The organism is Candidatus Amarolinea aalborgensis (assembly GCF_900491745.1).
GTDB classification, from domain to species: domain Bacteria; phylum Chloroflexota; class Anaerolineae; order SSC4; family Amarolineaceae; genus Amarolinea; species Amarolinea aalborgensis.
In genome coordinates this window covers 103,779-128,694 of sequence record NZ_UETR01000004.1, presented here as the reverse complement: position 1 = coordinate 128,694, position 24,916 = coordinate 103,779, and the positions used below count along the sequence as shown (strand labels likewise).

Sequence of the window (24,916 nt, the reverse complement as noted above, 5' to 3'; positions counted from 1 at the left end):
AAAATGGCGGCGCTCAGGAGATCGCACGCGGCTGGCGCTCAGGCAAGGGGTCAAAATGCTTGAGGCCGGTCTTTTGCAGCATCAGGTTCCAAATGAACAGGGGATTGAAGAGAAGATAGCGGCGCCACAGCCGTCGCGGCTCCTGCAAGAGACGCCAACACCACTCCAAGCCGCTGCGCTGCATCCACAGCGGGGCCTGGCGCAGGCGACCGGACAACAAGTTGAAGGCCGCGCCCACGGCCACAAGAACTGGCGCGTTGAGCTGGTCGCGGTGTTCGGAAAGCCAGCGGTCCTGCTTGGGCGTGCCCAGGGCGACCCAAACCACGTCAGGCTGGGTCGCGTTGATGAGAGCGATTTCTTCCAGCTCCCGCTCTGGCGTAGGCGGCGTGAACGGGGGCGAGAAGGTGCCAACCACGCGCAAACCAGGGTTGTCGCGGCTAAGCCGCGCCGCCAGGGCTTCGGGCACGCCGGGCGCGCCGCCGTAGAAGAAGTGGCTGTAGCCCCGCTGCGCCGAGCGTTGGGCAAAGGCCTGCATGAGATCCGGCCCGTAGACCCGATTGACGTGCCGATAGCCGGCCCAGCGGCCCAACCAGACGAGCGGCATGCCGTCAGGCGTCGCCAGATCGGCGTGATTCACCATCGTGCGCAAACGGTGGTCATTTTGACACTCCATGACGGTGTGCACGGTGCAAACGCAAACATACGCACGCTGTCTGGTGCGAATCCAATGCTCCATCAACGCAAGCGCGTTTTCCATGTCAATCATGCTGATGCCAACGCTCAGCACATTCAGGCGTTCAATGGAATCCATGATGCCTATGGTAAACCATAACCCGAAAAACGAAAAACGGCTGAGGCGCGCTGTGCAAGTCCGCCTTGCGGTCAACCAACGCCGTGCACAACTTCGGCCATCGCGCGCTCAGTTTTGGCGGCCAGCGCTTCCCAGGTGAAATGCGCCTGCACTTTGGCGAAGCCAGCCTGGCCCAAACGTGCGGCCAGCGCAGGCTGCGCCAGCAGCAAATTCAGAAAATCGGCGATTTGCGCCGGGTCTTGGGCGGCCACAAAGCCATCGCTCCCGTCCGTGATGACTTCCCTGACCGCGGGGGCAGGGCCGCCAATGACCGGCTTACGCAAAGCCCAGGCTTCGGTGAAGACGCCGCCAAAGCTCTCCTGCGATGAAGGGACACACAGCACGGTGCAGTCGGCCAGCGCGTCCGTCTTCGCCTGCAAGCTCACGGCGCCGATTTCGACGATCCGCGGATCATGGATGCGCCGAAAGAGCCGCTCGGAAAACGCTGTGCGCGGCCCCACAAAGGCAAACCAGGCTTCGGGATGCTGTCGCCAAACCAGCGGCGCGGCCGCCAGGGTGGCCTCCAGCCCCTTGTAACGGTATTTCTGCGCCAGGAACAAGACCAGCGGCCCCGGCGCGGCGGGTGAAGGCGCATATCGTCGGGCAAAGGCGCCGGCGACCGGCGCTTCAGCCAACACAGGCGCATTGCCAGTGACAAAAATGCGCGCCGGACGGACGCCCAGCTGAATCAGGGTTTCTCGTTCGCTGGCCGTCAGCGCCATGATCGCATCGGCCTGACGGTATAGCTCAAGGTATTGGCGATAATTCCAGCCTACCCACCGCGGGTGGTGATAAGGGACAAAAATGAAGGGCGCCTGGCGGCGCCTCGCCAGCGCCAGCGAGGCCATGCTGAGAGGTTCACGGCCAATGCGCGCGTGGTAGACAAGATCGCAATCCGGCGCCAGGGCTTCCAGCTTGGGAAGCAGCTGTGCGCTCATGGCCGCAATGGCCTGCCTCTTGGCGGCGTAATAGGCAAACACCCAGGGGAGCAGGCGCCGCCTCTCACGCTGCGACCAGGTCAACTGCTGCACAAGGATGCCATCCACCGTGTACGCACGAGCCGTCCTCGGCGCGTTCACGGTGGTGCCGAGCAGCCAATCGGTGCGGTTTTGATCCCAAAACGCGGCGACGCGCACGGAATGGCGCTGGGCGAGGCGGCGCATCAGTTCGTGGGTGTGACTCTGCGCGCCGCCGATGGCGGGCGGATAAGAGGTGATGGTGCAAAGAATGTTCCAGGGAGCCATGTTCAGACGGCAGCGGGCTGACGTACGGTCAACCGCCAAACCTCGGTATCTTGTCCGCCCAAGCGGTACTTGTACACCTCGTTGCCTTGCAAGAAGTCAAAAACCCGAAAGCCGGCCTGAATGGCGTATTCAATGCAGCGCGCCTGCAAAACGACGCCTGTACTCAAATCCTTGAAGTTAAGCGGGTCATAGCCGGAATTGTACAAGAGCCATTGTTCCTGCCAGCGGAAGCTGAAGAGCGCCGCGGCCGGTTGCCCGTTTACCTCGAGCAAAGCCAGGGCCAACCAGCCTTTGGCCGCCATCACCTGCGCCAGGTCTCGAAAGAAGGCTTTCATTGGTTCGGTCATGAAATCATCTTTGTCCGCGCTGCTCAATTGGTGCAGGGTAATGAAATCCTCGACATCGCGATCCAGGTCGGCTGGCGAGGCGCTGAACCACCAGCGGACATTGGGCGCCTGCTCGATTTTGCGCAGCTTGCGCCGCACCTCGTGACGCTGATGCTTGTCGAGCAGGTTGAGGTACGATTCCCAATCGGCAGGCAGCTGAATGATCGGGCAGACATCCTCCTTGCGCGCATCCGTTGGCCAACGGGCGGCCAGGCGCGCGCGGAGTTCTGTCAACGTCGGAGATGCGAGCGGCACATTGACAAGTTCGAACAGGTCCCAGGCCGGCGCGCCAGGGCTGTCCAACCACTCAACCAGGCTGAGATAGACCGGGGCGGCGTTCTCAGGCGCAACGATGACGTCGAGATAATCGCACACCTCTATGCCGCCAACCAGCAACAGCCGACGTTCACCAGCGCTTGTCACATCCACAAAAAGAGGAGCCAGGCCCACCAGGCGGCCAGTCTCCTCATCGCGCCAGCTCAAGAGATATAATTCATCTGTGCCCCAGTGGCGCCACCAGGTGGTCTGCCATTCCCAACTGAGAAAAATCGTGTTGGTCTGGCTGGTCTGCAGGAGCTCGTTCCACTCGCTGCGCAGCGCGTCGAATCCGCTGGCATTCCGATCAATGGTCAACTTCACAACATCGGTCCTCATCGTTTCATGGTGGCAAGGGCTTACGCGCCCAAGCGCTCAGGAGGTCTGCAACCCTCATCTAGCCACGCGAAACGGCGCATCGGGGGCAACAACGCTGGTCGCGAAGCGGCTGGCAGCCTGTCATGGCGTTAGCGCTTTGCCGTGAGCTTGGGACGTTAGTTTGCCCAATTGGTCACGACGACCTCATGGCCCTGGGTGGCGCCGGCGAGCACGATCAGACAGGTAGGAAGCCACGAAGACCAGCACGGCAACGATCACCAGCAAGGCAAGCAGCAGCAGCAGGTATTTGGCGGCAACGCTCATGACGAGATCGAACAGCCCCACGGCCGGTTTGGTCACGTCACGCATGGTCTGGTCCATGTCCTCTGGCAAGAACGAGGTGGCCGCCGACGGCGTGCTCGTCGCCGTGGCGGTGCTCGTCGCTGTGGGTGGCGGCGGCAGAAGCGGCGTGTCGGTTGGCACGGGCGTCGCGGTGGGCGGCACGGGGGTCGGCAGGCACACGTTGAGCTTCACGTCGTCCAGATACATATAGCGCCGTTTGCCGTTGCCATTATTGTAGACATTGAAATAGATCACGACGTGCGAGCCGGCCTGCAGCTTGAGATCAGCCTTGCGTTCTTTCCAGTTATCAGTGACTTCACGATTGCGCGACCATAGATCACGAATGATTTGGTGACGCAAAGGATGATCCGATGGCGTCATCAAGAGCACTTCCTGGTAATCTCCCTGGTCGTTTGGGTCATCGGACCTGGCCCAGTAAAACCAGGATAGCTCGACCGATACCGCGTTGATCGGAATCGTTACGTCCTGGCGAACGGAAGAAAAGGAAACGGCGTCCGTCTCATTCGTGCCCAGGCGCACCGACCAGCTGCCCTCGTGCTTCGGATCGGTGACGCGCTTGGGCGCCAGCGCCTCGTGAAAGAAGTACCACGCAGGGTCGCCGAGCTGCAGTTCATCCTCGAAGCCAGAGTTTTCCAGCCAGTTCGTGCAGCCGGCTGGCAGCGGCGTGTTCGTCGGCGGCGGCGTCGGCGTTGGAGGCACCGGTGTGAAGGTGCCTGTGGGTGGAATCGGTGTGGCTGTCGGCGTGAAGGTCGGCGGGCCAGGCGGCGTCCACGTGGGCGTCGCCGTCCAAATGACGGGCGCAGGCGTCGGCGTGTTCGTCACCACGATCGGCGTCCAGGTGGGAGTCCATGTCGGCGGACCGGTGGGCGTAGGGGTGTTCGTCACCACCACCGGCGTCCAGGTTGGGGTTGCCGTCACCACATTCGGTGTGGGCGTACTGGTGGCCGGCGTCATGGGCGCCAGTCCGAAGTTGACCGACTGATTGCCCGCATTGACGGTGATCGCCACGCTGGCCGGCGAGGTGGACGCGTAGCCAGGCGGCGGTGTGATGCTGACCGTGTAATTGCCAGCCGCTTGCGCGCCAAACGTATAAACCCCGCTCGGATCTGTCAGCACCGAACCGCCTGGAGCCAGACTGACCGGCAGGCTGGCGAAGCCAAGTTCGCCCACATCGTAGAGGCCATTCAGATTGGCGTCGAGGTAGACGCGGCCATCAACCACGCCGCCGGGGCCTGGGGTTGGCGTGTCGGCCACGCACACCATCAACGACACGTTGTCGAGATACATCCCCGCGTAACTGCCGACGCCATCGTTGCGGACATTGGCAAACAGGCGCAAATTCTGGCCTTTATACGCCAGCACATCGCGCGTCAGGTTGATCCACGCGCGGTCATTGCGCTGATCGCGCCAGAGCACGACCACGGTACTGCTGGTGCCCGCGTCCTGCAAAATGAGTTCCTGGTAATCATTTTCACCGCTGGAGGCCAGGAAGGGCCACACAGACCAACTGAGCGTGGCGCTGGTGGCATTGACGGGAATGGTAATCTGCTGCTGGATCCCGGAGAAGCCGAAGGTGTTGGGGCCGCTGATGATGCCCAGGCGCATACTGTGCGTCGGGCTGACCGCTTGCGCGGTGTCATAGTCAGCGAGCGGTGGGCCGCCCGTAATCTGCCAGCCGCCCGTGCTTTCCATGTTGCCGTTGGCCAGCAGATCAAAGCAGCTGGCCGCGGCCGCCGGCGCTGGCGCCCCCAGGAGAGCAGGGACGAACAGCAAGCCGATCAGTGTGACAAGAAAAAACAACCTGCCTCGTGTCATGTGCATTGTGCTCTCTCAATCACTGCGTGCCACATCAAATCCCCGAGCAACATGCCCGCAGTATACCACAAGTTTTGTTTGTACACAATGCCGCTGACCGGTGATTCGTTGCTACCCATTTTGCGCGCTTTATGGCATAATGGTCGCATGTCAGACGAGATCAGCAACAAAGGATCGTGGCATGCCTGAAAAGAATCTTCGTGCGAGCGCAGAGGCCATTGTCATCCTCGATTTTGGCTCCCAGTACAGCCAATTGATTGCCCGCCGGGTGCGCGAAGCGCACGTCTACTGCGAATTGCTGCCCTGGGACGCGCCGTTGACCGACATCAAGCGCCTCAAACCGAAGGGTTTCATCCTTTCGGGCGGCCCGGCCAGCGTCTACGAGGCGGGCGCGCCGCGTCTGCCTGACTATGTCCTGGCCAGCAAGCTGCCGGTGCTCGGCATTTGTTACGGCATGCAGCTGCTGACGCAGGCGCTGGGCGGAGCGGTGGCGGCGGCTCACATGCGCGAATATGGCCCGGCCGAGATTCGCACTGGCGAGATGAACGGACCTCTGTTGGCCGGCTTGCCGGAGCGTCAGACAGTCTGGATGTCGCATGGAGACCGAATCGAAGCCATGCCCCCGGGCTTCAAGGCCATTGCGGTCAGCGACAACTCGCCTTTTGCTGCGATGGGCGATGTTTCCCGTGGCCTCTATGGCCTGCAGTTCCACCCGGAAGTGTCGCACACACGGTACGGCACGGCTATCCTGCGCAATTTCCTGGTGGACGTGTGCGGCTGTCATGGCGCCTGGACGCCGATCAACTTCATCGAAGAGAGCCTGGCGACGATTCGCGCCGAAGTCGGCGGCGGTCATGTGCTGTGCGGGCTAAGCGGAGGCGTAGATTCGGCGGTGGTGGCGGCGCTGCTGCATCAGGCTATCGGCGATCAACTCACGTGTGTGTTCGTAGATCACGGCCTGCTGCGCCGCGGAGAAGCAGAGCAGGTGATGGAAACCTTTCAGCGCGAGATGCGAGTGCGGCTGATTGCGGTCAACGCCAGCGAGGAATTCCTGGGCGATCTGGATGGCGTCAGCGACCCGGAACAAAAGCGGCGCTTGATTGGTGCGCGGTTTGTGCGCGTATTCGAACAAGAGGCGGCGCGCCTGGGCGCGGCCTGGGGAGAGGCGCGCTTCCTGGCGCAGGGCACCCTGTACCCTGACCGCATCGAAAGCGCGGGCGCAGGGCGCAGCGCAGCCGCCATCAAGACGCATCACAACGTGGGCGGTTTGCCGGCCGACATGCAGTTCAAGCTGATCGAGCCGCTGCGCTGGCTGTTCAAAGATGAAGTACGAGCCGTGGGCATTGCGCTGGGCTTGCCTGAAGAGATTGTCTGGCGGCACCCGTTTCCTGGGCCAGGCCTGGCGATCCGCATCCTGGGGCCGGTCACGTGGGAGCGCCTGGAAATCTTGCGCCATGCCGACGCCATCTTCCTGGAAGAACTGCGCGCAGCTGGCCTCTATCGCCCCACCGCACAGGCTTTCGCCGTGCTGCTGCCGGTGCGTTCCGTGGGCGTCATGGGCGACGGCCGCACCTACGAAAACGTCGTCGCGCTGCGCGCGGTCAACAGCGAAGATTACATGACCGCCGACTGGTCGCGGCTGCCCTACGACCTGCTGGCGCAAATCAGCAGTCGCATCGTCAACGAAGTGCGCGGCGTCAACCGCGTGGTTTACGACGTCACGTCGAAACCACCCGGTACAATCGAGTGGGAATGATCTGAGCCTGTCCTATTCTGGCTGCGAGGACAATAGTGACGAAAAAGAGTGAAATACCTTTTGGTGCTCAGTTCAGCCCAAATCAGGTGAATCTGCCCCGGTTACTCGGCATCGTGACCAGTGCGGCTGGCAATCGCAACCAAATCACCGAAGCCATCCGTGACGAGTTCTTCGCGTCACACGCCGAGAATCAGCAATGGAAGCTGGCCGATAATACAGTGTTGGCTTTACGCGCCTATCAATTGCTTGACGACGAAGGGGCACGTCCAACCCCGCTCGCGCTGGAGCTGTATGGCTTGGTAGACCATCCGCAAGCGATGTATGAACGATTTGCGAGGCATCTCCTCACGGATTTGAGAGGCACGGCGGTCGTTGAAACCCTGACAGCGATGCAAGCAGCGGGAGAGGAAATCAGTCTGCATACACTGGGTAAGGGCCTTGAGCAGCGTGGAGTGCATGTTCCACGCGGCGCCGTTCATCTCAGCAGTCTACGCTTGTGGTTGGCCAAAGCTGGGATTTTCGATGAAAAGGTTAGCAGCGGACCGCGACTCTATGACGTCAATCACGGACGATTGAAGCAAGTTCTGGGGGTCGGTTTGGATGTGATTGACCAATTGACTCAGCTCAACGGCGCCCAACGCGCTTTTCTACGAGCATTGGGTCGCATTGTTGAGCCAGATCCGTTGGTTGCCAATCGGGTGGCCGACCTCGCCAGCCTCCTATATGCGACCGAGTATAACCACAAAGAACTTCCCAAGTCTGTTCTGTTTCCGCTGCGCGATTTGGGCTACATTGAGACAACCAAGTCAACTGAAGGTCACGGCGCGAAGCCTTACGAGGTATCCAGAACATCCAAGTTTCGGGCCGAAATCTCTGAGCCTATTCTCGCCGCCGCGGCCGAGCAGGCAGGCCTGGCCCCAAAGGAATTGTTCGATAAGCCATTGACCCAGATTCTCACCGAGCTACAATCTGAAGATAAACACATCAAGGGTAAAGCCCTGGAGTTACTGGCGATTTACCTGGCGCGACTCGTTGATCTTGATTTCCGGGGTTGGAGGATTCGTAGTACCGACACCGGCGGCGCAGAAGTAGATGCCATTGTGGAAGGAGCGCGCTTGATCTTTAGCCGTTGGCAAATCCAGGCCAAGAACACGACCCAAGTGCGTCTGGACGACGTGGCAAAAGAGGTTGGTCTGTCACTGACGTTTATCTACTCGAACGTCGTTATGATTGTTACCACGGGGGAATTCACAAAAGACGCCCGTAGCTATGCAAATCATGTCATGAAGACCTGTAACCTGAACGTCATCTTGCTCAACGGCGCCGACCTTGAACGTATCAGCCAAGACCCTACTAGCATCGTTGCCGTTCTCAATGACAAAGCCGAACGAGCGATGAAGATCAAGACGCGCACCGATTATTTTGCCGCGCAGTAATGGAATTATGAAAAACAATCCGCATTTTCGGGAAGAGCCCCTATATGTGACTGAGTTCGGCGCCGCCTATCTGGGAGACTCAATGAGCTACCTGCGTCAGATTGAATCAGACTCTGTGGATTTGATCATGACCTCACCTCCGTTTGCCCTGAAGCGTAAGAAGGAATACGGCAACGTCAGTGACGAGACGTATGTGGCATGGTTCATGGACTTCGCGCGTGAGTTCAAACGTGTGCTGAAAGACCAGGGGAGCCTGGTGATTGACATTGGCGGCACGTGGGTGAACGGACAGGCGACGCGTTCCTTGTACCATTTTGAGCTCGTAATCGCCCTGTGCAAAACGCTCGACTTCCACTTGGCGCAGGAGTTCTATTGGTATAATCCGTCGAAGTTGCCTTCTCCCGCTGAATGGGTGACGGTGCGGCGGACGCGGGTCAAAGACGCGATTGATCCGGTGTGGTGGTTGTCCAAAACACCGGAGCCAAAAGCCAGCAACTGGCGCGTGCTGAAACCGTACAGCGATTCCATGCGCAAGCTGCTTGACAATGGCTACAAGGCCAAGCTGCGCCCATCAGGGCATGAAATTTCAGAGAATTTCTCGCGCGACAACCAGGGCGCCATTCCGCCCAACTTGCTGATCCTGGCCAATACCGACTCCAACAGCACGTATCTGCGCCAATGCCGTGAACACGGCATCAAGCCGCATCCGGCGCGTTTTCCGCACGGCTTACCGGAGTTCTTCATCAAGTTTCTGACCGAACCCGGCGACCTGGTGATTGATCCTTTTGCGGGCAGCAACATCACCGGCGAAGTGGCCGAGCGCCTGCAGAGACGGTGGTTGGCGTTCGAGCTCGCCCCCCATTACCTGGAAGGCTCGAAGTACCGCTTTCCAAGCCTGCGTGCAGAGGCATCCTTGTTTGACAAGGATTTTGGCGCGTCTACCGCTGTGGAAGATGGCCCTGAGCACTTCACCGCCAACCCCGCGACCAGCATGTCCCAGCTGGCATTGCTAGAGGAACCGGCCTCTTTCGATACAGAAGGTCCTTAAGGTTCAGTGCGATGAAGCGGAGAATGAGGCAAATCATCGTTTTGCTCTTGCTGGTCGCCGCGGCGGGGTTTGTGGCGCCGCAGGCCTATTGGTACGCGGACGCGCAGGGGCCGGTGCCGCCCGGGGTGCGCCTGGCCGGGTTGGATCTCGGCGCCAGCGACGCGGCGACGATTGACGCGTCGCTGCAGTACGCGTTCAGCCAGCCGGTCGCGGTCTATTACGACCAGAAGCGCCTGATCTTGCAGCCGCGTGAGATTGGTCTGCGCGTCAAGACCGCGGACATGCTGGCCGCGGCCGACGCGCAGGCGCGTGGGCTGGGGCGTTGGCGGGGATTCGTCTACCATCTGATGGGACGGGTCACGCCGCCGATTACGGTCACGCTGCAGTATGAACTGGACAGCGGCGCGCTCGCAACCTGGCTGAATGGGGTGGCCGCGCAGTATGACCGCCCCCCGGAGCCAGCGCACGCGCTGCCGCTGGTCAGCGGCAGGATTCCAACCGACACCCTGCCCTTTGTGCCCGGTAAGCCGGGCCTCAAGCTGGCCGCGCAGGAGTCGGTGCCGGGCATCATGGCCGCATTGAGTTCACCCGACAAGCGTGAGACGCACCTGGTCCTGGTGGAAACGTCCGCCCCGCCGCCGGGCATTGGCGCGCTGCAAGAACTGCTCCGCGCCCGCGCGGAGCAGTGGCCGGGCATCGCCACCATCTTCGTGCGCGATATCGGCCGCGGCCAGGAGGTCAACGTGAACTCCGATGTGGCCTTCGCCGGCATGAGCACGATGAAGATCGCGATTCTGATCGAGGTCTTTCGCAAGCTGGACCGGCCGCCCAACATCGAGGAGACCAAACTGCTGACCCAAACCCTGGGCCTCAGCGGCAATTTCAGCGCCAATCTACTCCTGCGCATCGTGGGCGATGGCAGCGCGCAGCGTGGAGTCGAGGTGCTGACCGCGTCCATGCGCAAACTGGGCCTGGCCAACACCTTCATGGCGACGCCCTACGACGTCGAAGCGCAGAGTTTCCGCATCACCACGCCAGCCAACCGCCGCACCGATCTGACGACCAATCCCGATATTCACATGCAAACCACGGCTAAGGAGATGGGCCTGCTGGCCGAAATGATCGTGCAGTGTTCCGAAGGGGGGGGCACGCTGCTGGCCGCCTACGCCCCGGACATCACGCAAGAAGAGTGCCAGAAGATGCTTGAGATCATGAAGCTGAACAAGCTGGCGGCGTTGATTCCGGGAGGCTTACCGCCGGGCACGCGCGTGGTGCATAAGCACGGCTACATCAACGACAGTCACGCGGACGTGGCGATTGTGTGGGGGCCAACGGGGCCATACGTGCTGAGCATTTACATCTTCATGCCGCGCTGGGTGTTGTGGGAACTCAGCGATGGCTTCATGGGCGAAGTGAGCCGCGCCACCTGGGATTACTTCACCTGGGCTGCCCGCGGGCAGCCTTGACCCTGGCCGCGTTACGATCACACCATCCCGGGCGTCCAATGCGATACACGGGGCGCGATCTGCGGCATGTTGCAAGCCCCAACGACCTGTGGCGGAAATGCGCTGACAGGCGAGCAGGCGGGAGTGCAAGAAACAATGGCATTGGATTTCGTAACGATTATGGTCCTGGGCGGCGGCGTCATCCTGGGGATGACCACCCTGCTGTGGCTGATCAGCCTGTGGCGGCGCGATGCCAGCATCATTGATATTTTCTGGGGCGCCGGCTTCGTCATCGTGTACTGGACCTATTTTGTCTTGACGCCCGACGGCGCGGGGCCTCGCCAGTGGCTGCTTGGCATCCTGGTGACGACGTGGGGCCTGCGTCTATCATTGCACATCCTGCTGCGCAATTGGGGTCAGGGCGAAGATTTCCGTTATCGCGCGTGGCGTGACGAAGCCGGCGCCGCCTGGTGGTGGCGCAGCCTGTTCAAGGTCTTCTGGCTGCAAGGCGCGCTGCTCTGGATCATCTCCGCGCCGCTGCTGGCCGCGCAGATCGGCGCCGCACCCGCGGGTCTCATCTGGCTCGACTGGCTGGCCGTGCTGTTGTGGGCCATCGGCTTCATCTTCGAGGCCGGCGGCGACTGGCAGCTGCGTCGCTTCAAGGCCGCGTCGGGCCAGCGCGGTCAACTGCTGACCAGCGGCTTCTGGCGCTACACGCGGCATCCAAACTACTTTGGCGATGCGCTGCAGTGGTGGGCCTTTTACCTGGTCGCCCTCGCCGCCGGTGGGTGGGCCGTCATCTTCAGCCCGGTGCTCATGACTTTTTTGCTCGTTCGGGTCTCAGGCGTTGCCATGTTGGAACGCAGCCTGCGGCCGGCCAAGCCAGGCTATGCCGCCTACATGGCTCGCACCAACGCCTTTATTCCCTGGTTCCCCCGCCAGCCGCGTTAATTTTCCAAGAGAAATAGGAAGAGGAAGAGAAGAGAAATGAACAAAGATACTCTGCGTCAACTCGTCAACGTGATTACCCTCATCATCGCCCTGACCGTCAACGGTCTGGCCAACGCCCTGCCCCTCAACGGCAAGATGACCGGTGCGATTTCGGACAGCTTTGCGGTCTACTTCGTGCCGGCCGGCTACGTCTTTGCCATCTGGGGCGTCATCTACATCGGCCTGCTCGCCTTTGGCATCTACCAGGCACTGCCTAGCCAGCGCGAGAATCCACGCCTGCGCAGCCTGGGCTACTGGTTTGCGTTGAGCTGCGTGGCCAACAGCGTCTGGATTTTCTTCTGGCACTATCTGTTGTTCCCACTGACCTTGATCGCCATGCTGACCCTGCTCGTCTCACTGATCGTCATCTACCAGCGGCTGCGCATCGGGCAGGCGCCGGTCAGCGCCGTGGAACGCTGGACCGTCAACGCGCCGTTCAGCGTCTACCTGGGCTGGATCACGGTCGCGACGATTGCCAACGTGACCGATCTGCTGGAATACTGGAAGTGGAACGGCTTTGGCCTGAGCGGACCGGCGTGGGCCGTCATCCTGCTGGCCGTTGCCGTGGCGGTGGCCTATCTGATGGCGCAGATGCGACGAGATGTCGCGTATCTGCTTGTGCTCGTGTGGGCCTTCATCGGCATCGCGGTCAAGCAGGCCGGCACGCCTCTCGTCAGCGTCAGCGCCTGGGTCGCCACCGCGCTGGTCGTCGGCTGCATTGCGCTGGCCTTGCTGGCGCGTCGCCAGGGAGCGGGTCTGCGCACGGCGTAGGCGGGCGGTTATGTCGAGCCTGTAAGGTGGACATAGATTCAACCTCCGACCGGATAAGGCAGTCAAATCAGTTTTGGGGAAAACGTGCCATGAGCCTGTCGAAGGGTGCGCGCTGTGCCCCTTCGACAGGCTCGGCGAGCGGCTGTCGAATTGTTTCTGCCGCCATTTGTGGCTATACTGCATATAGTTTTGTATCTTGCCAGTGAAATTTTGGTACAGCGAGAAAAGCATTCTCACACAAAGCCACCTAGACACGAAGGAACCGGTCGGCATCTTGGCGCCGTTATGGCTTCGTGTGAGTCATCTGGTTCCGGATTGTCCCGGTTAGGGAGGTTGCGATGCACCAACAGTTCACGGTATTGATCGAGCGTGACCTGGAAAGCGGCTGGCTGGTCGGTTCTGTAGCCGAATTGCCCGGCTGTTACACCCAGGCTCCCGATTTGGCCAGCTTGGAAAGGAACATGCGTGAGGCTATTCAGGTTTTTCTTGCCACGGTTGGCGAGGAAGAACAAGGATGTTACCAAGACATGGGGTTGACGGTTGAGTGCCATTCCCAATCCAGCTGCCATGCTGATCCCCAGCGGTGAAAGGACGCTGCCCAGGGCAAAGACAACTGCAAGCACCGGCGCCGGCAGCAGGATCATGGCGTTCGCCAGCAGCGAGAAGGCCAAAACCCCGAGATACCCGTAGGTGGTCCAACCCTGGATATCCTGCCGGTGAATCCACAGCGCTGCCGAGAATGCGGCCATGAGCGAGAGGAATCCCCAGCGCGGCCAGCGTGACCCGCGCCCGGCGCTGCATTCTGTACGCTGGACGCCCAACATTTTCACCGTCAATTTCCCGTAAACATACTGAACACGATCCACAAGATGATCCCGCCGAGCGCGAAGATTACAGCAAGCGATCCCAGCGCGCCCAACAAGAGGATCAGTCCCCCATCAATGAGTATACCGTTGGTGGTTCCCCACTGGCCCGCAAATAGCCGGGCAAAAGTCGCTGCCAGGAAAGCGCCGCCTAGGACCCCAGCGATGACGCCGAGATTCGTTGACGCGTCGAACATGGCTGGCAGCAGTCCTGCTCCTGCGAATCCGCCCACAGCTGCTCCGACCAACAAGGCGCCAAACATCCAGAGGTTGCGCTGGGTGGCAACCTCGCCGCGTTTCTCGGTAAGCGGATAGTCAGTCGGCAACTCATACTTAACCCAGGGCGCATCCAGCACAGCGAGCGCCACCTTGTGGCGATGCATCCGAAGCAGGGTGTCAAGGATGTCCGGTAGCAGTCCTTCATAATCCTGGTAATCCGGGAAATACTTGACAAAGTCCTCAATGGTCGGGATGGTGTGGCCGCACGTTTCGCACGTCAAAGAGCTCCACCCATATTTGCAGCTCTTGCATGATAGTTTACCGTACTTCACTTCCCACTCGCGCTCTTGCAAGCAGGTGTCACAATGATCGCTCATCTTGCGAACGTGCTGGCACTTCGGGCACTCGACGATGATTTTACCCATGACGATCTCCTTGTTTTGCAGTGGGGCCGACTAATAGCCCCAAACCGTGCCAAACGTGCAGCCAAGTTGCGCGAACATCAAATAGACGACTGTCTGCATGGAGATGGGCAACGGTAGCACGTGGCGGGATACGGAGGAGTTAGACATCACCAGTAACTCAAAGGCAATGGCGAATACTACCTGCCCACCAATACCGCGACCATAGATGTATTGAAAATCAGCGCCCCGGCCACCGATCTTGGCGCCGATCGCGGAACCGATCGCTGGCAGCAAGAAGAACGTGGCGAGAGCCACGATCATCGAGGTGAGCGACGTGCCGATTTGAGCATTGAGCGCCTGGTAGTTTCTCAACGGGCTGGCGCCAACGTCGTTGAACATGGTGAAAGCTGGAATACTGGCCAACAGCCCACCGAGATAGGCATAGAGGAAGGTTTTCATGGACGATATCCTCAAAGATTGCAGGTTCCATGCGCGAACAGTTCATGACGCCCGCGCATGGAACCCATGAGCTATGGATTGGCGCGCCCGCAGCCTGGGCACGTGTTGTACTGGCTCAATCGCTGCCAGCAACCCAAACAGGCCGTCCATCCGCAGTGCTTGCACGCATACAGGTCGTGTGAATAGCCGCACTGGGGGCATGCGCCGCGGCCGCGGCTGTCGGTCAGCAGCGTGGCGGCCACGGCCAACGCGCCCGCCCCCAGCCATATCATCCACTTCACTACTTTACCGATGTGCATTTTGTCCTCCATATCCTTGACGTTGATACGTTCCCAATTGGGCCCTTGACCTCTTGGCCCAAAACCATTATTCCAACCTTCACATTTAGCCATCGAGGAGTTTACCTCCACAAAGTAGGCAAGACTCTGATAACGACGGCAAGCAGAATACCCACGATGACCATACATCCGCAACCAGTTCCAACCAAAGCGCCAACCAATTTCTTACCCCCGTATTCGCGATAAAGCCAAGAGCCGAGACCTGTCAATGTGATGCGAAGGGCAAAAACACCTAAAAAAGAGATGATAATTACTGGCAACACCGCGAGTGTTGCCCCAAGGGTTACTCCTACCAGAACCACGACAACTATCACAGATCCCACAACATCAATCAGGATATTCCACAAACCGGAAAGGAGTCCGAGTTTGAGATAGTCAGCCTTGGTGTAACGGCTGTCTTTAGAAGCCAGCTGTGCGACAAACACTCCTTGTCCCAATGCAATGGCTATATTGAAGGGAACAGAGAAGATACTTCCGAGACCCCCCGTAATGGTGTTTACAGTCGACAGAACCAGGTAGCCAATCCAAAAGATGAGCGCGGCTTTCCAGTCTGGCCCAAGCCGCTGCCACCATGACGCGCTGATAGAGCCAAGATATGGACCAACTGGCGCCGCGGAAATAGGCGCAGGAGTGGTGGGCGCTGGCGCCGTGCTGCTTACTGGCGGCGCATGCTCGATAGGTATAGCAGATACAGCAGATACAGAAGTTATGGCAGGAACAGAAGGAACAGAAGGAACAGAAGGAACAGAAGGAACAGAAGGAACAGAAGGAACAGAAGGAACAGAAGGAACAGAAGGAACAGAAGGAACAGAAGGAACAGAAGGAACATTGTCCAACACTGGCAGCGTGGTATTGCATTTGATACACGCCTGTGTTCCTTCGGGATTGGGTGTCCCACATTCTGTGCAGAAAATCATGGAAGTCTCCTATTTGAGCTGAGCGCCGCAGCGGGGACAAACTTTCCATTGCAGTTCGATTGAATTGCGGCAGTTTGGGCACAAGTTCTGAGTTACCCCCACGCCTGGCTGAGTCGAGGGTGCGGGTGTCGCGGAGTTAGTCTGGTCCGGCAACTGCTCATTCTTGATTGCTTCCTGCAATACTTGTTGCTGGTGTATCTGTTCCTGGAGTTGAACCATGACGGCGCAAATCTCTTTCAACTCATCTTCACTCAAAAGCTGCTGGGCGTAGAGTGTCCAAGCAGTATCAGCTAGCCGAGCCTTTTGGGTTTTCAACTGTCCTTCCAGGTCTCGAATTTGGTTCTGATTCTTGAGCAGTCGCATCTGCTGGTCCGCTTTCCATTTTGCGACTGCGGTCGCACGAGAAAGGTTCTCTTGGATTGACATGTTTCCTCCTACTATATGAGAAAGGTGGGCAAAACGACTATTGCATGGGTTAACATCCTCGATACCGACCATGTTTCTCTGTTGCAGCGCGGGCATCCACAGGTTGTCGCCCATCTGGCGCGTATTGATCTCGCGATTTGACCAAAAAAGTCCACGTATGATAAAATGAAATCGGTCTCTCGCTCAAGGAGAAGCACGAGCCGATTATGATTGATGCATCATACCCAATCGGCCCTGGAAATTGTTGAAAAAATTGCCAGTTCGCTTGCCAAAACGCTTATGCCCGATCCAGATGCCACTATTCTCGTGCAGGAAATTGGTTCATATGTCCACTGGCTGCGTGTCCGCCAGCGCCTATCGGCCCAGGAGCTGGCGTGTCAGCTTGATTATGACCCTTCGGTGGTGTCCAAAGTAGAACGCGGCCAGCACATCAGCCCAACCTTCATTGATAAGCTGCTGACGTCCGATGCCATTTGTCTCGACGATGAGATGCGTGCGCAGCTGCGTACTTATCGCCAGGCGCTGATCGAGGCCAAGCGCCTTCACCGCCAGCAGGGATTGAGTATACTTCCAGGCGCGGAGAAAGCGCCCGCTGTCTCCAGTGTCCCTGAGTCGTCGTCCTCAATTTCAGCCGATCCCTGGCAACGGGCGCTGGCGGAAGCATCTTGTCCTGCTTCGGTCGCGGCGGCCGAACTGCCTCCTGCCGTGCCGCTCGCCTTCACCGTAACGCGATGGCATTTCGCCTGGCAAGCCTATCAGCCTGCATTGCGCAGTCATCGTGTTCTTGCGTTGGTCATCAGTAGTGGGTTGGTTTTGTTACTCGGCGTGGTTTTGCTGCGAGGTTACTTTCCGTTCGGGCGCTATGAGTTGGGGGCGCTCGATTTCAACCTGGCCTGCCAGCAGCAGTTCCCTGGCCTGGCAGAGGGCAGGCTGGCAATCCCCTTGAATCCACACAATCCCTTTAGTTGGCGCTGTCCCTATCAACTCGTAGCGGGTGAAATGGCCCGTGAGGGTGACATGGACACCAACGTCGCCTGCCGGGAACAGTATGATTCTCTGTCGGCCTGGTCAGAGCTACGTGATGAACAGGACGCTAACTCGTGGTATTGCGTTGATTCCTCGCCGCCGAAGGTGGGGCTTGGGGCGAACGAGTGAATCCTTCCTCGCAAAAGTACAGCCATGACGCAAATTTAGTGCATGTCGCCTGATGCAAAAAGGGCCGGGTTCCGTTAAAGAACCCGGTCTTTGCATGTGCACCAGAGAGGCTAATCTATCGGCGAGACGAGCGCCAGCCGTCGGGGGTCGGCCAGCGCCCGTTTCCCACTTATAACTTTACGATCGAACCGTCCGGCGGCGGAGCACCGCGGCGCCGGCGGCCAACAGCAGCAGCAAACCACCGGCCATGGGCGCCCATGGGGCGGCAGTCCCGGTGGTCAGCGCGGCCAACTGCACGGCGGTTGGCTGACGAATGGTGGTCGTTTCGGTCGCGGCGCGGCTCTGGCCGCTGGTGTCAGTCAGTGTGGCCGTGGTGGAAGCGGTCGGCCCGACGACAGATTGCACCTTGAACCAGGCTCCCCCCTCGGACTTGGGTCGCAGGTTACCCAGGTTCCAGGTCAGCACGCCCGCCACCGGCGTGATGCCGCCGTCGGCCGAGACGAACGTCGTGTTCGGCGGTATCGTGGCCGTCAGCGTGGCGCCAGGCGCCGCGCCAAAGCCGATGTTATTCCAGTGGATATTGTAGGTGATGGTCTCATTCGTATTCACTGGATCCTTATCGTCGGCGATGGTGATGGAGAGCGCGTGATCGCATCCCCAGTTGACGGCGGCGCCGGTCGCGGGCGTGAAGCGCACAGCGCGCCCGGCCGCCAGATTGGCCGAGTTGCGATACGAGTAGAGCTGCCCGACGGCGCCGGCCGCATCTTCCAGACCCACGGTCGTGAAATTGGGCCAGCTCAGGGTGTTGTACTGGTAGGTGATGGCGCCAGAGGTGAGATCCAGAATGATCTCGAAGGTCTCAGGGAAGCCGCTCGCCCAGTGCTGCACCTGGTAGTACTCGATGACGTACAGGTTGCCCACCGCCTTGGCGTAGATAGTGCCTTGCGCGCCCAAGGCCGGGTTCAAGTCCTCGCCCAACGCCATGAGGTCGTTGTTGGGTCGCCCTTCGAAGGGTAGGAACATGTGCGCGGTCGTATAGTTCGTCGTGCCGAAGAAAACGAAGCCGTTCGAGTTGATGCGGAACGTCGTGTAGGCGGTGCCGAAGTAGGTGAACGCCGAGGGCAGCGTAATCGCCGCCGAACTGGCGTCATCATCCAACGGGTACGCCGTGCCATCGGTCGCATCAATCCATTCATAGAGCGGACCACCCGGCTGGCGGCTGTCCAGACACGCGTAATTCGCACGCGGCGTCAACGTGAAGTTGGCCGTCGTGTTGCCGGCCACGACCACGCTCTGCGACCCGGTGACATAGCCGGGATGCTGCGCTTCGATCGTGTAGGTTCCGGGCGGCACCAACAGGCTGTAGTTGCCGCTGCCATCGGCAAAGACCGGGGCAGCCAGGGCTTCGTTCTTGACAACAATCAAGGCTGGAATGCCGCCGCCCCCATCGAGCACGTAGTTGACGTTGCCACTCACGGTAAAGCTGCCGAGGGCCGTCAGGTTGAAGTCCTGCGTCGTTGTGCCGTTCTGGGTGACCACCACCGTGGGCGCGGAACCGGTTTGGTAGCCATAAGCGCTGGCCGTCATCGCCCAGCTGCCGGCGCCAGCAAGAACCTTGTAACTGCCGTTCTTATCGGTCTGGGTCGTCAGCGTCTTGCCCAACCTGCTGTAGGTCACGGTGGCGCCCGCCAGCGGGGTCGCGCCGGAGGTGACCGTGCCCTGGATGTAGCCGGCCTGGTAGATCATATCAGCCGCGGCCTTGACATCAATCCGGCCCCAGCCAAAGGCATTGTTCGGAATCTGAGAGCCTGGCACGCCGCCGCAGGTCTGTGCGCTGGTGAGTTGGACGGCGGTCTTGCGCAGTAATTCCTCGATCTCAGCCACGCGGCCACGCAGCTTCGGCTCGACCGAAATCAGCAGCGCAACGGCGCCAGCCACGTGCGGCGAAGCCATGGAGGTGCCGCTCAGGCTGGCATAGGTGTTGGTTGGATAGGTTGAACGTACACCATTGCCAGGAGCCGAAACGTTGGGACCAGTCTGTCCGGTAAACGGATTGGGGCCACGGGATGAGAAACTGGCTATCGTGTCGGTCGAAGTCGTCGCGGCCACATTGAAGGCCGAGGGGTTGTCGCCTGGCGAGCCCAGGGTGCCACACGTTGAACCGCTGTTGCCGGCCGAGAAGGTCGGGAAAATCCCGCTCGCGCGCAGCGCGGCAATTACGCCCTCGAAAATCTCGCTGCCGCCAGGCCCGCCCCATGATTGATTGAGGGCGTCTGGCCGCTTGCTTGGATCGGGATTGTTGCCAGTCAGGTCCGTGGGCGCGACCATGAATTGCTGCGCCTCTAGCAACGTCTCATTGTCAGGGCAGCAGCCGTAGGCGGCAATCCACTTGGCGCCTGGAGCCACACCAACTTGATTGGTGCCGCCATCATCGCCAACTTCCGTGCCCATCGTGTGCGTACCATGACCATTGTCATCGCACGGTACGGTGGGATCAGGGCAGAGCGCGCTGGGGGCTGTGTTGTACCAGTTGTAGTTGTGATTGAACACTCCACCGCCCAGGTTGCCGCGATATTGATTGACCAGGGCGGGATGATTGTACTGCACGCCGGTGTCCACATTCGCGGCCACCGAGCCAACACCCGTCGCGCCGTAGGCCGTCCACACGTCGGGAGCACGGATCTTCGTCACGTTCCACTCGATGGTGTCCGGCGCGGCGACGGTGTCGCCAGGCATGACGATCGGGGCTTCCAGTTTACCGTTGAGGAGAATGGCGCCGACTTCAGGCATGGCCGCGAGGGTGCGCAAGGCCGTGGCATCGGCGAGGGCGGAGACCATGTTGACAATCCAGAACGACTTGACCGCCGATGCATGTCCCGCCGCCTCGGCCACTGCGAGCTGACCCAACACGGTGGGTTGGGTGCGGTCGGCCGTGCCGCGCAGGGCATAATAGACAGCCCACCCGCGTGCGGTCCAGTCTTCGATGGCGGCCGCCTCTTGTAAGTTGGCCTGTTCACTCAGCTTGATAAAGACAGGCGCCATGCCGTCAGGCGATGTGGCCAGGGCGTCCCACACAGCGGCGTCAATCTTTTCCGCATAAGCGACGGCCGGGGTTGAACCAACCCAGCGCGCCGGCGCAACGCCGGAGACACCCAGGGCGCTAACCAGTAGGATGGCAACGAGGGCCATGCGCATCCAGGGCCGACCAGACAACCAATGGAAACGAGAGAGGTTCATGACTCTGACTCCTTGTGGTCGCGGAACAAGGGCGCCTGCGGTGACATGCCACCCTCAATGTTTGATCCACGCGATCAGCGTCACCGCAGCGTGACCGTAGTTCTGCGTAGGGCGAGTAACGGTGGCAAATCCATTGTAACATGGGTTTGCCCAATTCTCAAACTGAGAAAAGATGGAGCGGCGCCTGCGAAGGCTCGTCGCCGTCAATTCGCTGTGCTCGGATCCAGTGCATCGCGCAGGCTGTCGCCCAGGGTGTAAAGCGCCAGCATGGTCAGGCCGATGGCGAGCGCGGGCGCCCAGGCCAGGTGCGGGCTGCTGCGCACAACGCTGAAACCGTCGCTGAGCATCAAGCCCCAGCTCGGCGCAGGCGGCAGTAGGCCGATGCCCAGGAAGCTGAGGCCGGCCTCGGCCACCACAGCGCCAGGAATGCCGGTCGAGAGCATCACGAGCAGTATTCCCGTCAGATTGGGCAGGATGTGACGCCAGAGAATGTGGCGGTCTGCGGCGCCCAGGCTGACCGCGGCGGCGACGAACTCCGTCTGTTTGAGGCGCATGACCTGGCCGCGCACCAGGCGCGCCGCGCCCGCCCAGGAGGTGATGGTCAAGGCGAACAGGAGGCTGCCGAACCCACGTCCGAGGATGGTCATGAGCGCGATCAGCAGCAGGGTGGTGGGAAAAGCGTAGAAAAGATCCACCAGCCGCATCAACAGCGCATCCGTTCGTCCGCCGCCGTAACCGGCCAGGCAACCAGCGCTGACGCCAACGAGCAAGATGGGCGCCTGGCTGATGAAACCAACCGCCAGCGACAGCCGTGCGCCAAACAGCAAGCGGCTCAGGACATCGCGGCCCTGCTTATCGGTGCCCAGCCAGTGCTGCGCGTTGGGCGGTTGGCGCACGTGATCGAAATCAACTTGCAACGGATCGTAAGGCGCCAGCAGCGGCGCCAGCACCGCGACCGTCACCAGGACGGCCAGAAAAACCAACGCGCCCAGGGCAGCCCAGTCACGCCGCAAGCGTTGGGTGATGCTGCACCACAGGGCCTTCATGCGTCTATGCTTGCACGTTCAGCGGCTCGGGGCCAAACGAAGGATTCTTTGCCAGGAATTACACGAATTTTCACGAAATGGTTCTCTTCCTGTAACTGCACAGGCATCTGGCGCCCACCGGTTCTGCGTCCACGCTTGCCCTGAGCAAAGTCGAAGGGCAGGTGGACGCCCGGCGGTACGCCCATCAGGCGCGATTTCAATCGGTCGCATGCGCGGCCTATCCAATGTGCGTCACGCGCATGCGCGGATCGAGCAGCCCGTAGGCCATATCCACCAGCAAATTGAGCACAACCACCAGGCCGCCCGCCAGTAACGCACCGGCCATGATCAGCGGGTAATCGCGGTCGGCCGCGGCGTAGACGAAGGCCGCGCCCACACCGGGGATGTTGAAGATAGTTTCGACAAAAAACGAGCCGGTCAGCAGATGCGCCAGCAGCGGGCCGGCCAGGGTCAAGGCGGGCAGCAGCGCGTTGCGCAGAACATGGCGGCCCAGAACCTGACGCGATGGCAGGCCTTTGGCCCGCGCCGTGCGGACATAATCCGCGGCCAGCACCTCCAGGGTTTCAGTACGCGTAAAGCGGATCACCGCGCCCAGCGGCCCCAGGGCGAGCACACAGATTGGCAAGATGGCGCGGCCCGGCGCGCCCCATCCGGTGAGCGGCAGCTAGTGCAGCCGCACCGCGAAGATCACGACGCACAACGTCGCCAGGACATAGATCGGAATGGCGGCGCCCGTCACGGCGAGCAGGCGCGCCACCTGATCCGGCCAGGCGCCGCGGCGCGCGGCTGCGGCCAGGCCGAGCGGCGCACCGGCGCCAAGCGCCAGGGCAGCCGCGGCCAGGCCGATCGGCGCGGAAACCGGCAGCGTGCGCGCCAGCACCTGCTGCACGGTTTCATTGCGGTAGGTGTAGGACATGCCAAAATCGCCCTGCAGAACGCGACCGAGCCAGCGCAGATACTGCACGGCCATGGGCTGATCCAGGCCGTAGAGCTGCCGGTAGCGCTGGCGCATCTCCAGCGGCACGCGCGCGGCCTGATCGGGGTCATCCAAGCCAAACGGCCCGCCCGGCGTCGCGTGGGCCACCGCAAAGGTGAGCAGGGAGAGGAGCAGCAGAGTCAGCCCCGACTGCGCCAGCCGGTTCAACCAATGCCGCCAGCTGGGGCGCGAGGGTTGGCCGCTCATGAGACCAGCCGCACCTGGCGCAGCGCAGGCGCGCCCATGCCGTTGATGATCAGACCTTGCACCGCCGGCTTGATCAGCCGGTGGCGCATGACGTAATACAGCGGAATGATGGCCGGGTCGTCCAGCACCAGGACGCGCTCGCACTGCTGATAGCGCGCGGCGCGCTTGGCCGGGTCGAGTTCCTTTGCGGCCTGGCGCACCAGATCATCGAACGTACGATTGCTGTAGATCAACTCCGGGGCCGTTTTCCAGAGGTCGGCCTGCGGCGGAGGCGTAGTGTAGAGCACGGTCATGAAGTTGTGCGGATCAGGGTAGTCCGCGCCCCACAGTTGGCGGTAGAAATGCGGCCGCAGCGGGCGCTGGGTGCGCCAGGCCAGCCGCGCCCCGGCTTCGGTCGGCGCCAGTTCGGTGCGCACGCCCAGGTTTTCCAGGAGCATGGCTTGCAGCGCCTCGAACAGCGTCTGGTAAGTCTCATTCTGCTCGTACTGCCAGTAGACCAATGGCACCTCTTTGCCGCTCGCGTAGCCGGCCGCGGTCAACAGGGCACGGCCGCGCGCCGGGTCGAAGGCCAGTTCGCGGCCAAGCTGTCCATCATGACCAAGCATGTTGGGCGGCAGGAACTGGTAGGCCGGCTGGCCGATGCCTGGCAGCACCTTGTTGCAGAGGGTTTCGCGATCAATGGCCAGGGCAAAGGCCTGGCGCACGCGCACATCGTCGAACGGCTTGAGCTGCACGCTGAGGCGCAGGTGCATCGTGCTCAGCTCCGCATTCGATTGCAGTTCGTGGCTCAATTTGGCGTCAGCGCGCACGCGGCCCAGTTCGGCCACCGGCGCCTCCACCATGTCCAACTCACCCGCCTCGTACGCGCTCAAGGCCGTGCTCTCCTGGCGGATCATGTTGACTTCCAGGCGATCCACGCCCGGCGCGCCGCCGTGGTAGTAGGGATTGGGCGTAAAGATCATCTGCTTTTCAGGAACCCATTCTGTCAATCGAAACGGCCCATTGCCAACGACATTTTCCGGCTTTGTCCAGGCCTGATCTCCGGCCCTTTCCACCACCTGGCGCGGCAGGGCCATGAAGCTGGGCAGCGACGCCAGGTTGATGAAGTAGGCCGACGGGTTTTCCAGCGTCACCTCCAGCGTCAGGTCATCCAGGGCGCGAACGCCGACGCGGTTGGCATCGGTGGTTTCACCGGTATAGAAGGCGCGCGCGCCCTGGATGTCCACGAGCTGCCAGTACTGGCCGCCGCAGTAGAGCGTTGGCGCCAGGTTGCGCTTGATCGCCCATTCAAAATCATGCGCCGTGACGGGCGCACCATTACTCCAGGCTGCATCCCGCCGCAGGGTGAAGCGCCACACGGTGCCGTCGGCGTTGGGCCGCCAGGAAGCGGCCAGGTCAGGCGTCGGCTGCAGGTGCGCGTCCAGGCTGATCAGCGCGCTGAACATCAGCGAGTTGATGAAATAGCTGTGGTAGGCGCCGGAGCAGCCGGGATCGGCCGCAGCGCCAATATCGCCGCGGTTCAGCGGCATGTTGATGCGCAGGACGCGGGGTCGCCGGGTGGCGCTCGGCGCGGGATTGATTCGCGAGCGGCCATCCGTGACCGGTTGGCAGCCGGCGATGAGCAGGGCGGCCGCGCTGGCGAGGGAGGCGCGCAGGAATTCACGACGGGTGAGGGTGGGTTGGGTCATGGGCGACGATTTTCCTCCTGGCGAAACGAGCGCAAGGCGGGGACAGGCACGCGGGTTGAGTTACGAACCATCGGGGGAATGACAGGTCTCTTGTATCGAACTACGGAAAATAGGGGAATCGCAACGTGTCGCTGCTCAAGGGCGGATGACCGTTACCGAGCGGCCGGTGTGAGCTTGGCAATGGGCGTCGAGAAAATTATACACCAGGTGAGTGCAGGGAGCAAGCACCTTCAGCGCGATAGCA

General features: G+C 60.9%; 22 protein-coding genes. 7 read left to right on the top strand and 15 right to left on the bottom strand.

Annotated features, from left to right (window positions below):
* Positions 1-13 precede the first annotated feature (13 nt).
* From ACPQ6D_RS07055 to ACPQ6D_RS07040, 4 genes are all read right to left on the bottom strand, one after another.
* Positions 14-811 (bottom strand): WecB/TagA/CpsF family glycosyltransferase, encoded by a 798-nt coding sequence (locus ACPQ6D_RS07055; RefSeq protein WP_423223601.1) that lies wholly within the window; start codon positions 809-811, stop codon positions 14-16.
* Positions 812-882: 71 nt separating this feature from the next.
* Positions 883-2,094 carry a glycosyltransferase family 4 protein gene (locus tag ACPQ6D_RS07050; protein ID WP_423223600.1) on the bottom strand — a complete coding sequence of 404 codons (1,212 nt, stop codon included), beginning with the start codon at positions 2,092-2,094 and terminating at the stop codon, positions 883-885.
* 2 nt (positions 2,095-2,096) lie between these two features.
* Complete coding sequence (locus tag ACPQ6D_RS07045) at positions 2,097-3,119, bottom strand: GNAT family N-acetyltransferase (RefSeq protein WP_423223599.1); 1,023 nt, start codon at positions 3,117-3,119, stop codon at positions 2,097-2,099.
* A 198-nt stretch (positions 3,120-3,317) separates the two neighbouring features.
* Positions 3,318-5,291: an SdrD B-like domain-containing protein gene (locus ACPQ6D_RS07040; protein ID WP_423223598.1), complete on the bottom strand. Its 1,974-nt coding sequence runs from the start codon at positions 5,289-5,291 to the stop codon at positions 3,318-3,320.
* 181 nt (positions 5,292-5,472) lie between these two features.
* Here ACPQ6D_RS07040 and guaA point away from each other — a divergent pair, with 181 nt between their 5' ends.
* From guaA to ACPQ6D_RS07010, 6 genes are all read left to right on the top strand, one after another.
* Positions 5,473-7,047, top strand: a complete 1,575-nt coding sequence (guaA, locus tag ACPQ6D_RS07035) for a glutamine-hydrolyzing GMP synthase (protein WP_423223597.1) — start codon at positions 5,473-5,475, stop codon at positions 7,045-7,047.
* 35 nt (positions 7,048-7,082) lie between these two features.
* On the top strand, positions 7,083-8,483 hold the full coding sequence (locus tag ACPQ6D_RS07030; RefSeq protein WP_423223596.1) for a restriction endonuclease: 1,401 nt from the start codon (positions 7,083-7,085) through the stop codon (positions 8,481-8,483).
* 7 nt (positions 8,484-8,490) lie between these two features.
* The gene (locus tag ACPQ6D_RS07025; RefSeq protein WP_423223595.1) at positions 8,491-9,531 is read left to right on the top strand and encodes a DNA-methyltransferase; all 1,041 of its coding nucleotides are present in this window, start codon (positions 8,491-8,493) and stop codon (positions 9,529-9,531) included.
* Between the two features lie 23 nt (positions 9,532-9,554).
* Positions 9,555-10,997, top strand: a complete 1,443-nt coding sequence (locus tag ACPQ6D_RS07020) for a serine hydrolase (RefSeq protein ID WP_423223594.1) — start codon at positions 9,555-9,557, stop codon at positions 10,995-10,997.
* Between the two features lie 135 nt (positions 10,998-11,132).
* Positions 11,133-11,927 carry a DUF1295 domain-containing protein gene (locus tag ACPQ6D_RS07015; RefSeq protein ID WP_423223593.1) on the top strand — a complete coding sequence of 265 codons (795 nt, stop codon included), beginning with the start codon at positions 11,133-11,135 and terminating at the stop codon, positions 11,925-11,927.
* Between the two features lie 36 nt (positions 11,928-11,963).
* Positions 11,964-12,737 carry a tryptophan-rich sensory protein gene (locus tag ACPQ6D_RS07010; RefSeq protein ID WP_423223592.1) on the top strand — a complete coding sequence of 258 codons (774 nt, stop codon included), beginning with the start codon at positions 11,964-11,966 and terminating at the stop codon, positions 12,735-12,737.
* 233 nt (positions 12,738-12,970) lie between these two features.
* Here ACPQ6D_RS07010 and ACPQ6D_RS07005 read toward each other — a convergent pair whose 3' ends face one another.
* From ACPQ6D_RS07005 to ACPQ6D_RS06980, 6 genes are all read right to left on the bottom strand, one after another.
* Positions 12,971-13,486 (bottom strand): hypothetical protein, encoded by a 516-nt coding sequence (locus tag ACPQ6D_RS07005; RefSeq protein WP_423223591.1) that lies wholly within the window; start codon positions 13,484-13,486, stop codon positions 12,971-12,973.
* Between the two features lie 83 nt (positions 13,487-13,569).
* Entirely contained in the window at positions 13,570-14,244 is a 675-nt protein-coding gene (locus ACPQ6D_RS07000) for a hypothetical protein (protein WP_423223590.1), read from the bottom strand.
* Positions 14,245-14,274: 30 nt separating this feature from the next.
* Entirely contained in the window at positions 14,275-14,682 is a 408-nt protein-coding gene (locus tag ACPQ6D_RS06995; RefSeq protein WP_423223589.1) for a hypothetical protein, read from the bottom strand.
* Between the two features lie 71 nt (positions 14,683-14,753).
* Entirely contained in the window at positions 14,754-14,981 is a 228-nt protein-coding gene (locus ACPQ6D_RS06990) for a hypothetical protein (RefSeq protein ID WP_423223588.1), read from the bottom strand.
* Positions 14,982-15,082: 101 nt separating this feature from the next.
* A complete protein-coding gene (locus ACPQ6D_RS06985) occupies positions 15,083-15,937 on the bottom strand; it encodes a zinc ribbon domain-containing protein (RefSeq protein ID WP_423223587.1) in 855 nt (284 codons plus the stop codon).
* Between the two features lie 9 nt (positions 15,938-15,946).
* A complete protein-coding gene (locus tag ACPQ6D_RS06980) occupies positions 15,947-16,363 on the bottom strand; it encodes a hypothetical protein (RefSeq protein WP_423223586.1) in 417 nt (138 codons plus the stop codon).
* Between the two features lie 213 nt (positions 16,364-16,576).
* Between ACPQ6D_RS06980 and ACPQ6D_RS06975 the strand changes: the two genes are divergently transcribed.
* Positions 16,577-17,518, top strand: a complete 942-nt coding sequence (locus ACPQ6D_RS06975) for a helix-turn-helix domain-containing protein (protein ID WP_423223585.1) — start codon at positions 16,577-16,579, stop codon at positions 17,516-17,518.
* 177 nt (positions 17,519-17,695) lie between these two features.
* Here ACPQ6D_RS06975 and ACPQ6D_RS06970 read toward each other — a convergent pair whose 3' ends face one another.
* The 5 genes from ACPQ6D_RS06970 to ACPQ6D_RS06950 all read right to left on the bottom strand — a co-directional run bounded on the left by ACPQ6D_RS06970 (position 17,696) and on the right by ACPQ6D_RS06950 (position 24,672).
* Positions 17,696-20,755, bottom strand: a complete 3,060-nt coding sequence (locus tag ACPQ6D_RS06970) for a S8 family serine peptidase (RefSeq protein WP_423223584.1) — start codon at positions 20,753-20,755, stop codon at positions 17,696-17,698.
* 203 nt (positions 20,756-20,958) lie between these two features.
* Entirely contained in the window at positions 20,959-21,801 is an 843-nt protein-coding gene (locus tag ACPQ6D_RS06965) for an ABC transporter permease (protein ID WP_423223583.1), read from the bottom strand.
* A 217-nt stretch (positions 21,802-22,018) separates the two neighbouring features.
* Complete coding sequence (locus ACPQ6D_RS06960) at positions 22,019-22,465, bottom strand: ABC transporter permease (RefSeq protein ID WP_423223820.1); 447 nt, start codon at positions 22,463-22,465, stop codon at positions 22,019-22,021.
* A complete protein-coding gene (locus tag ACPQ6D_RS06955; protein ID WP_423223582.1) occupies positions 22,466-22,984 on the bottom strand; it encodes an ABC transporter permease family protein in 519 nt (172 codons plus the stop codon).
* Positions 22,981-24,672 carry a peptide ABC transporter substrate-binding protein gene (locus tag ACPQ6D_RS06950; protein WP_423223581.1) on the bottom strand — a complete coding sequence of 564 codons (1,692 nt, stop codon included), beginning with the start codon at positions 24,670-24,672 and terminating at the stop codon, positions 22,981-22,983. The genes ACPQ6D_RS06955 and ACPQ6D_RS06950 overlap by 4 nt, the downstream gene beginning before the upstream one ends.
* Positions 24,673-24,916 lie beyond the last annotated feature (244 nt).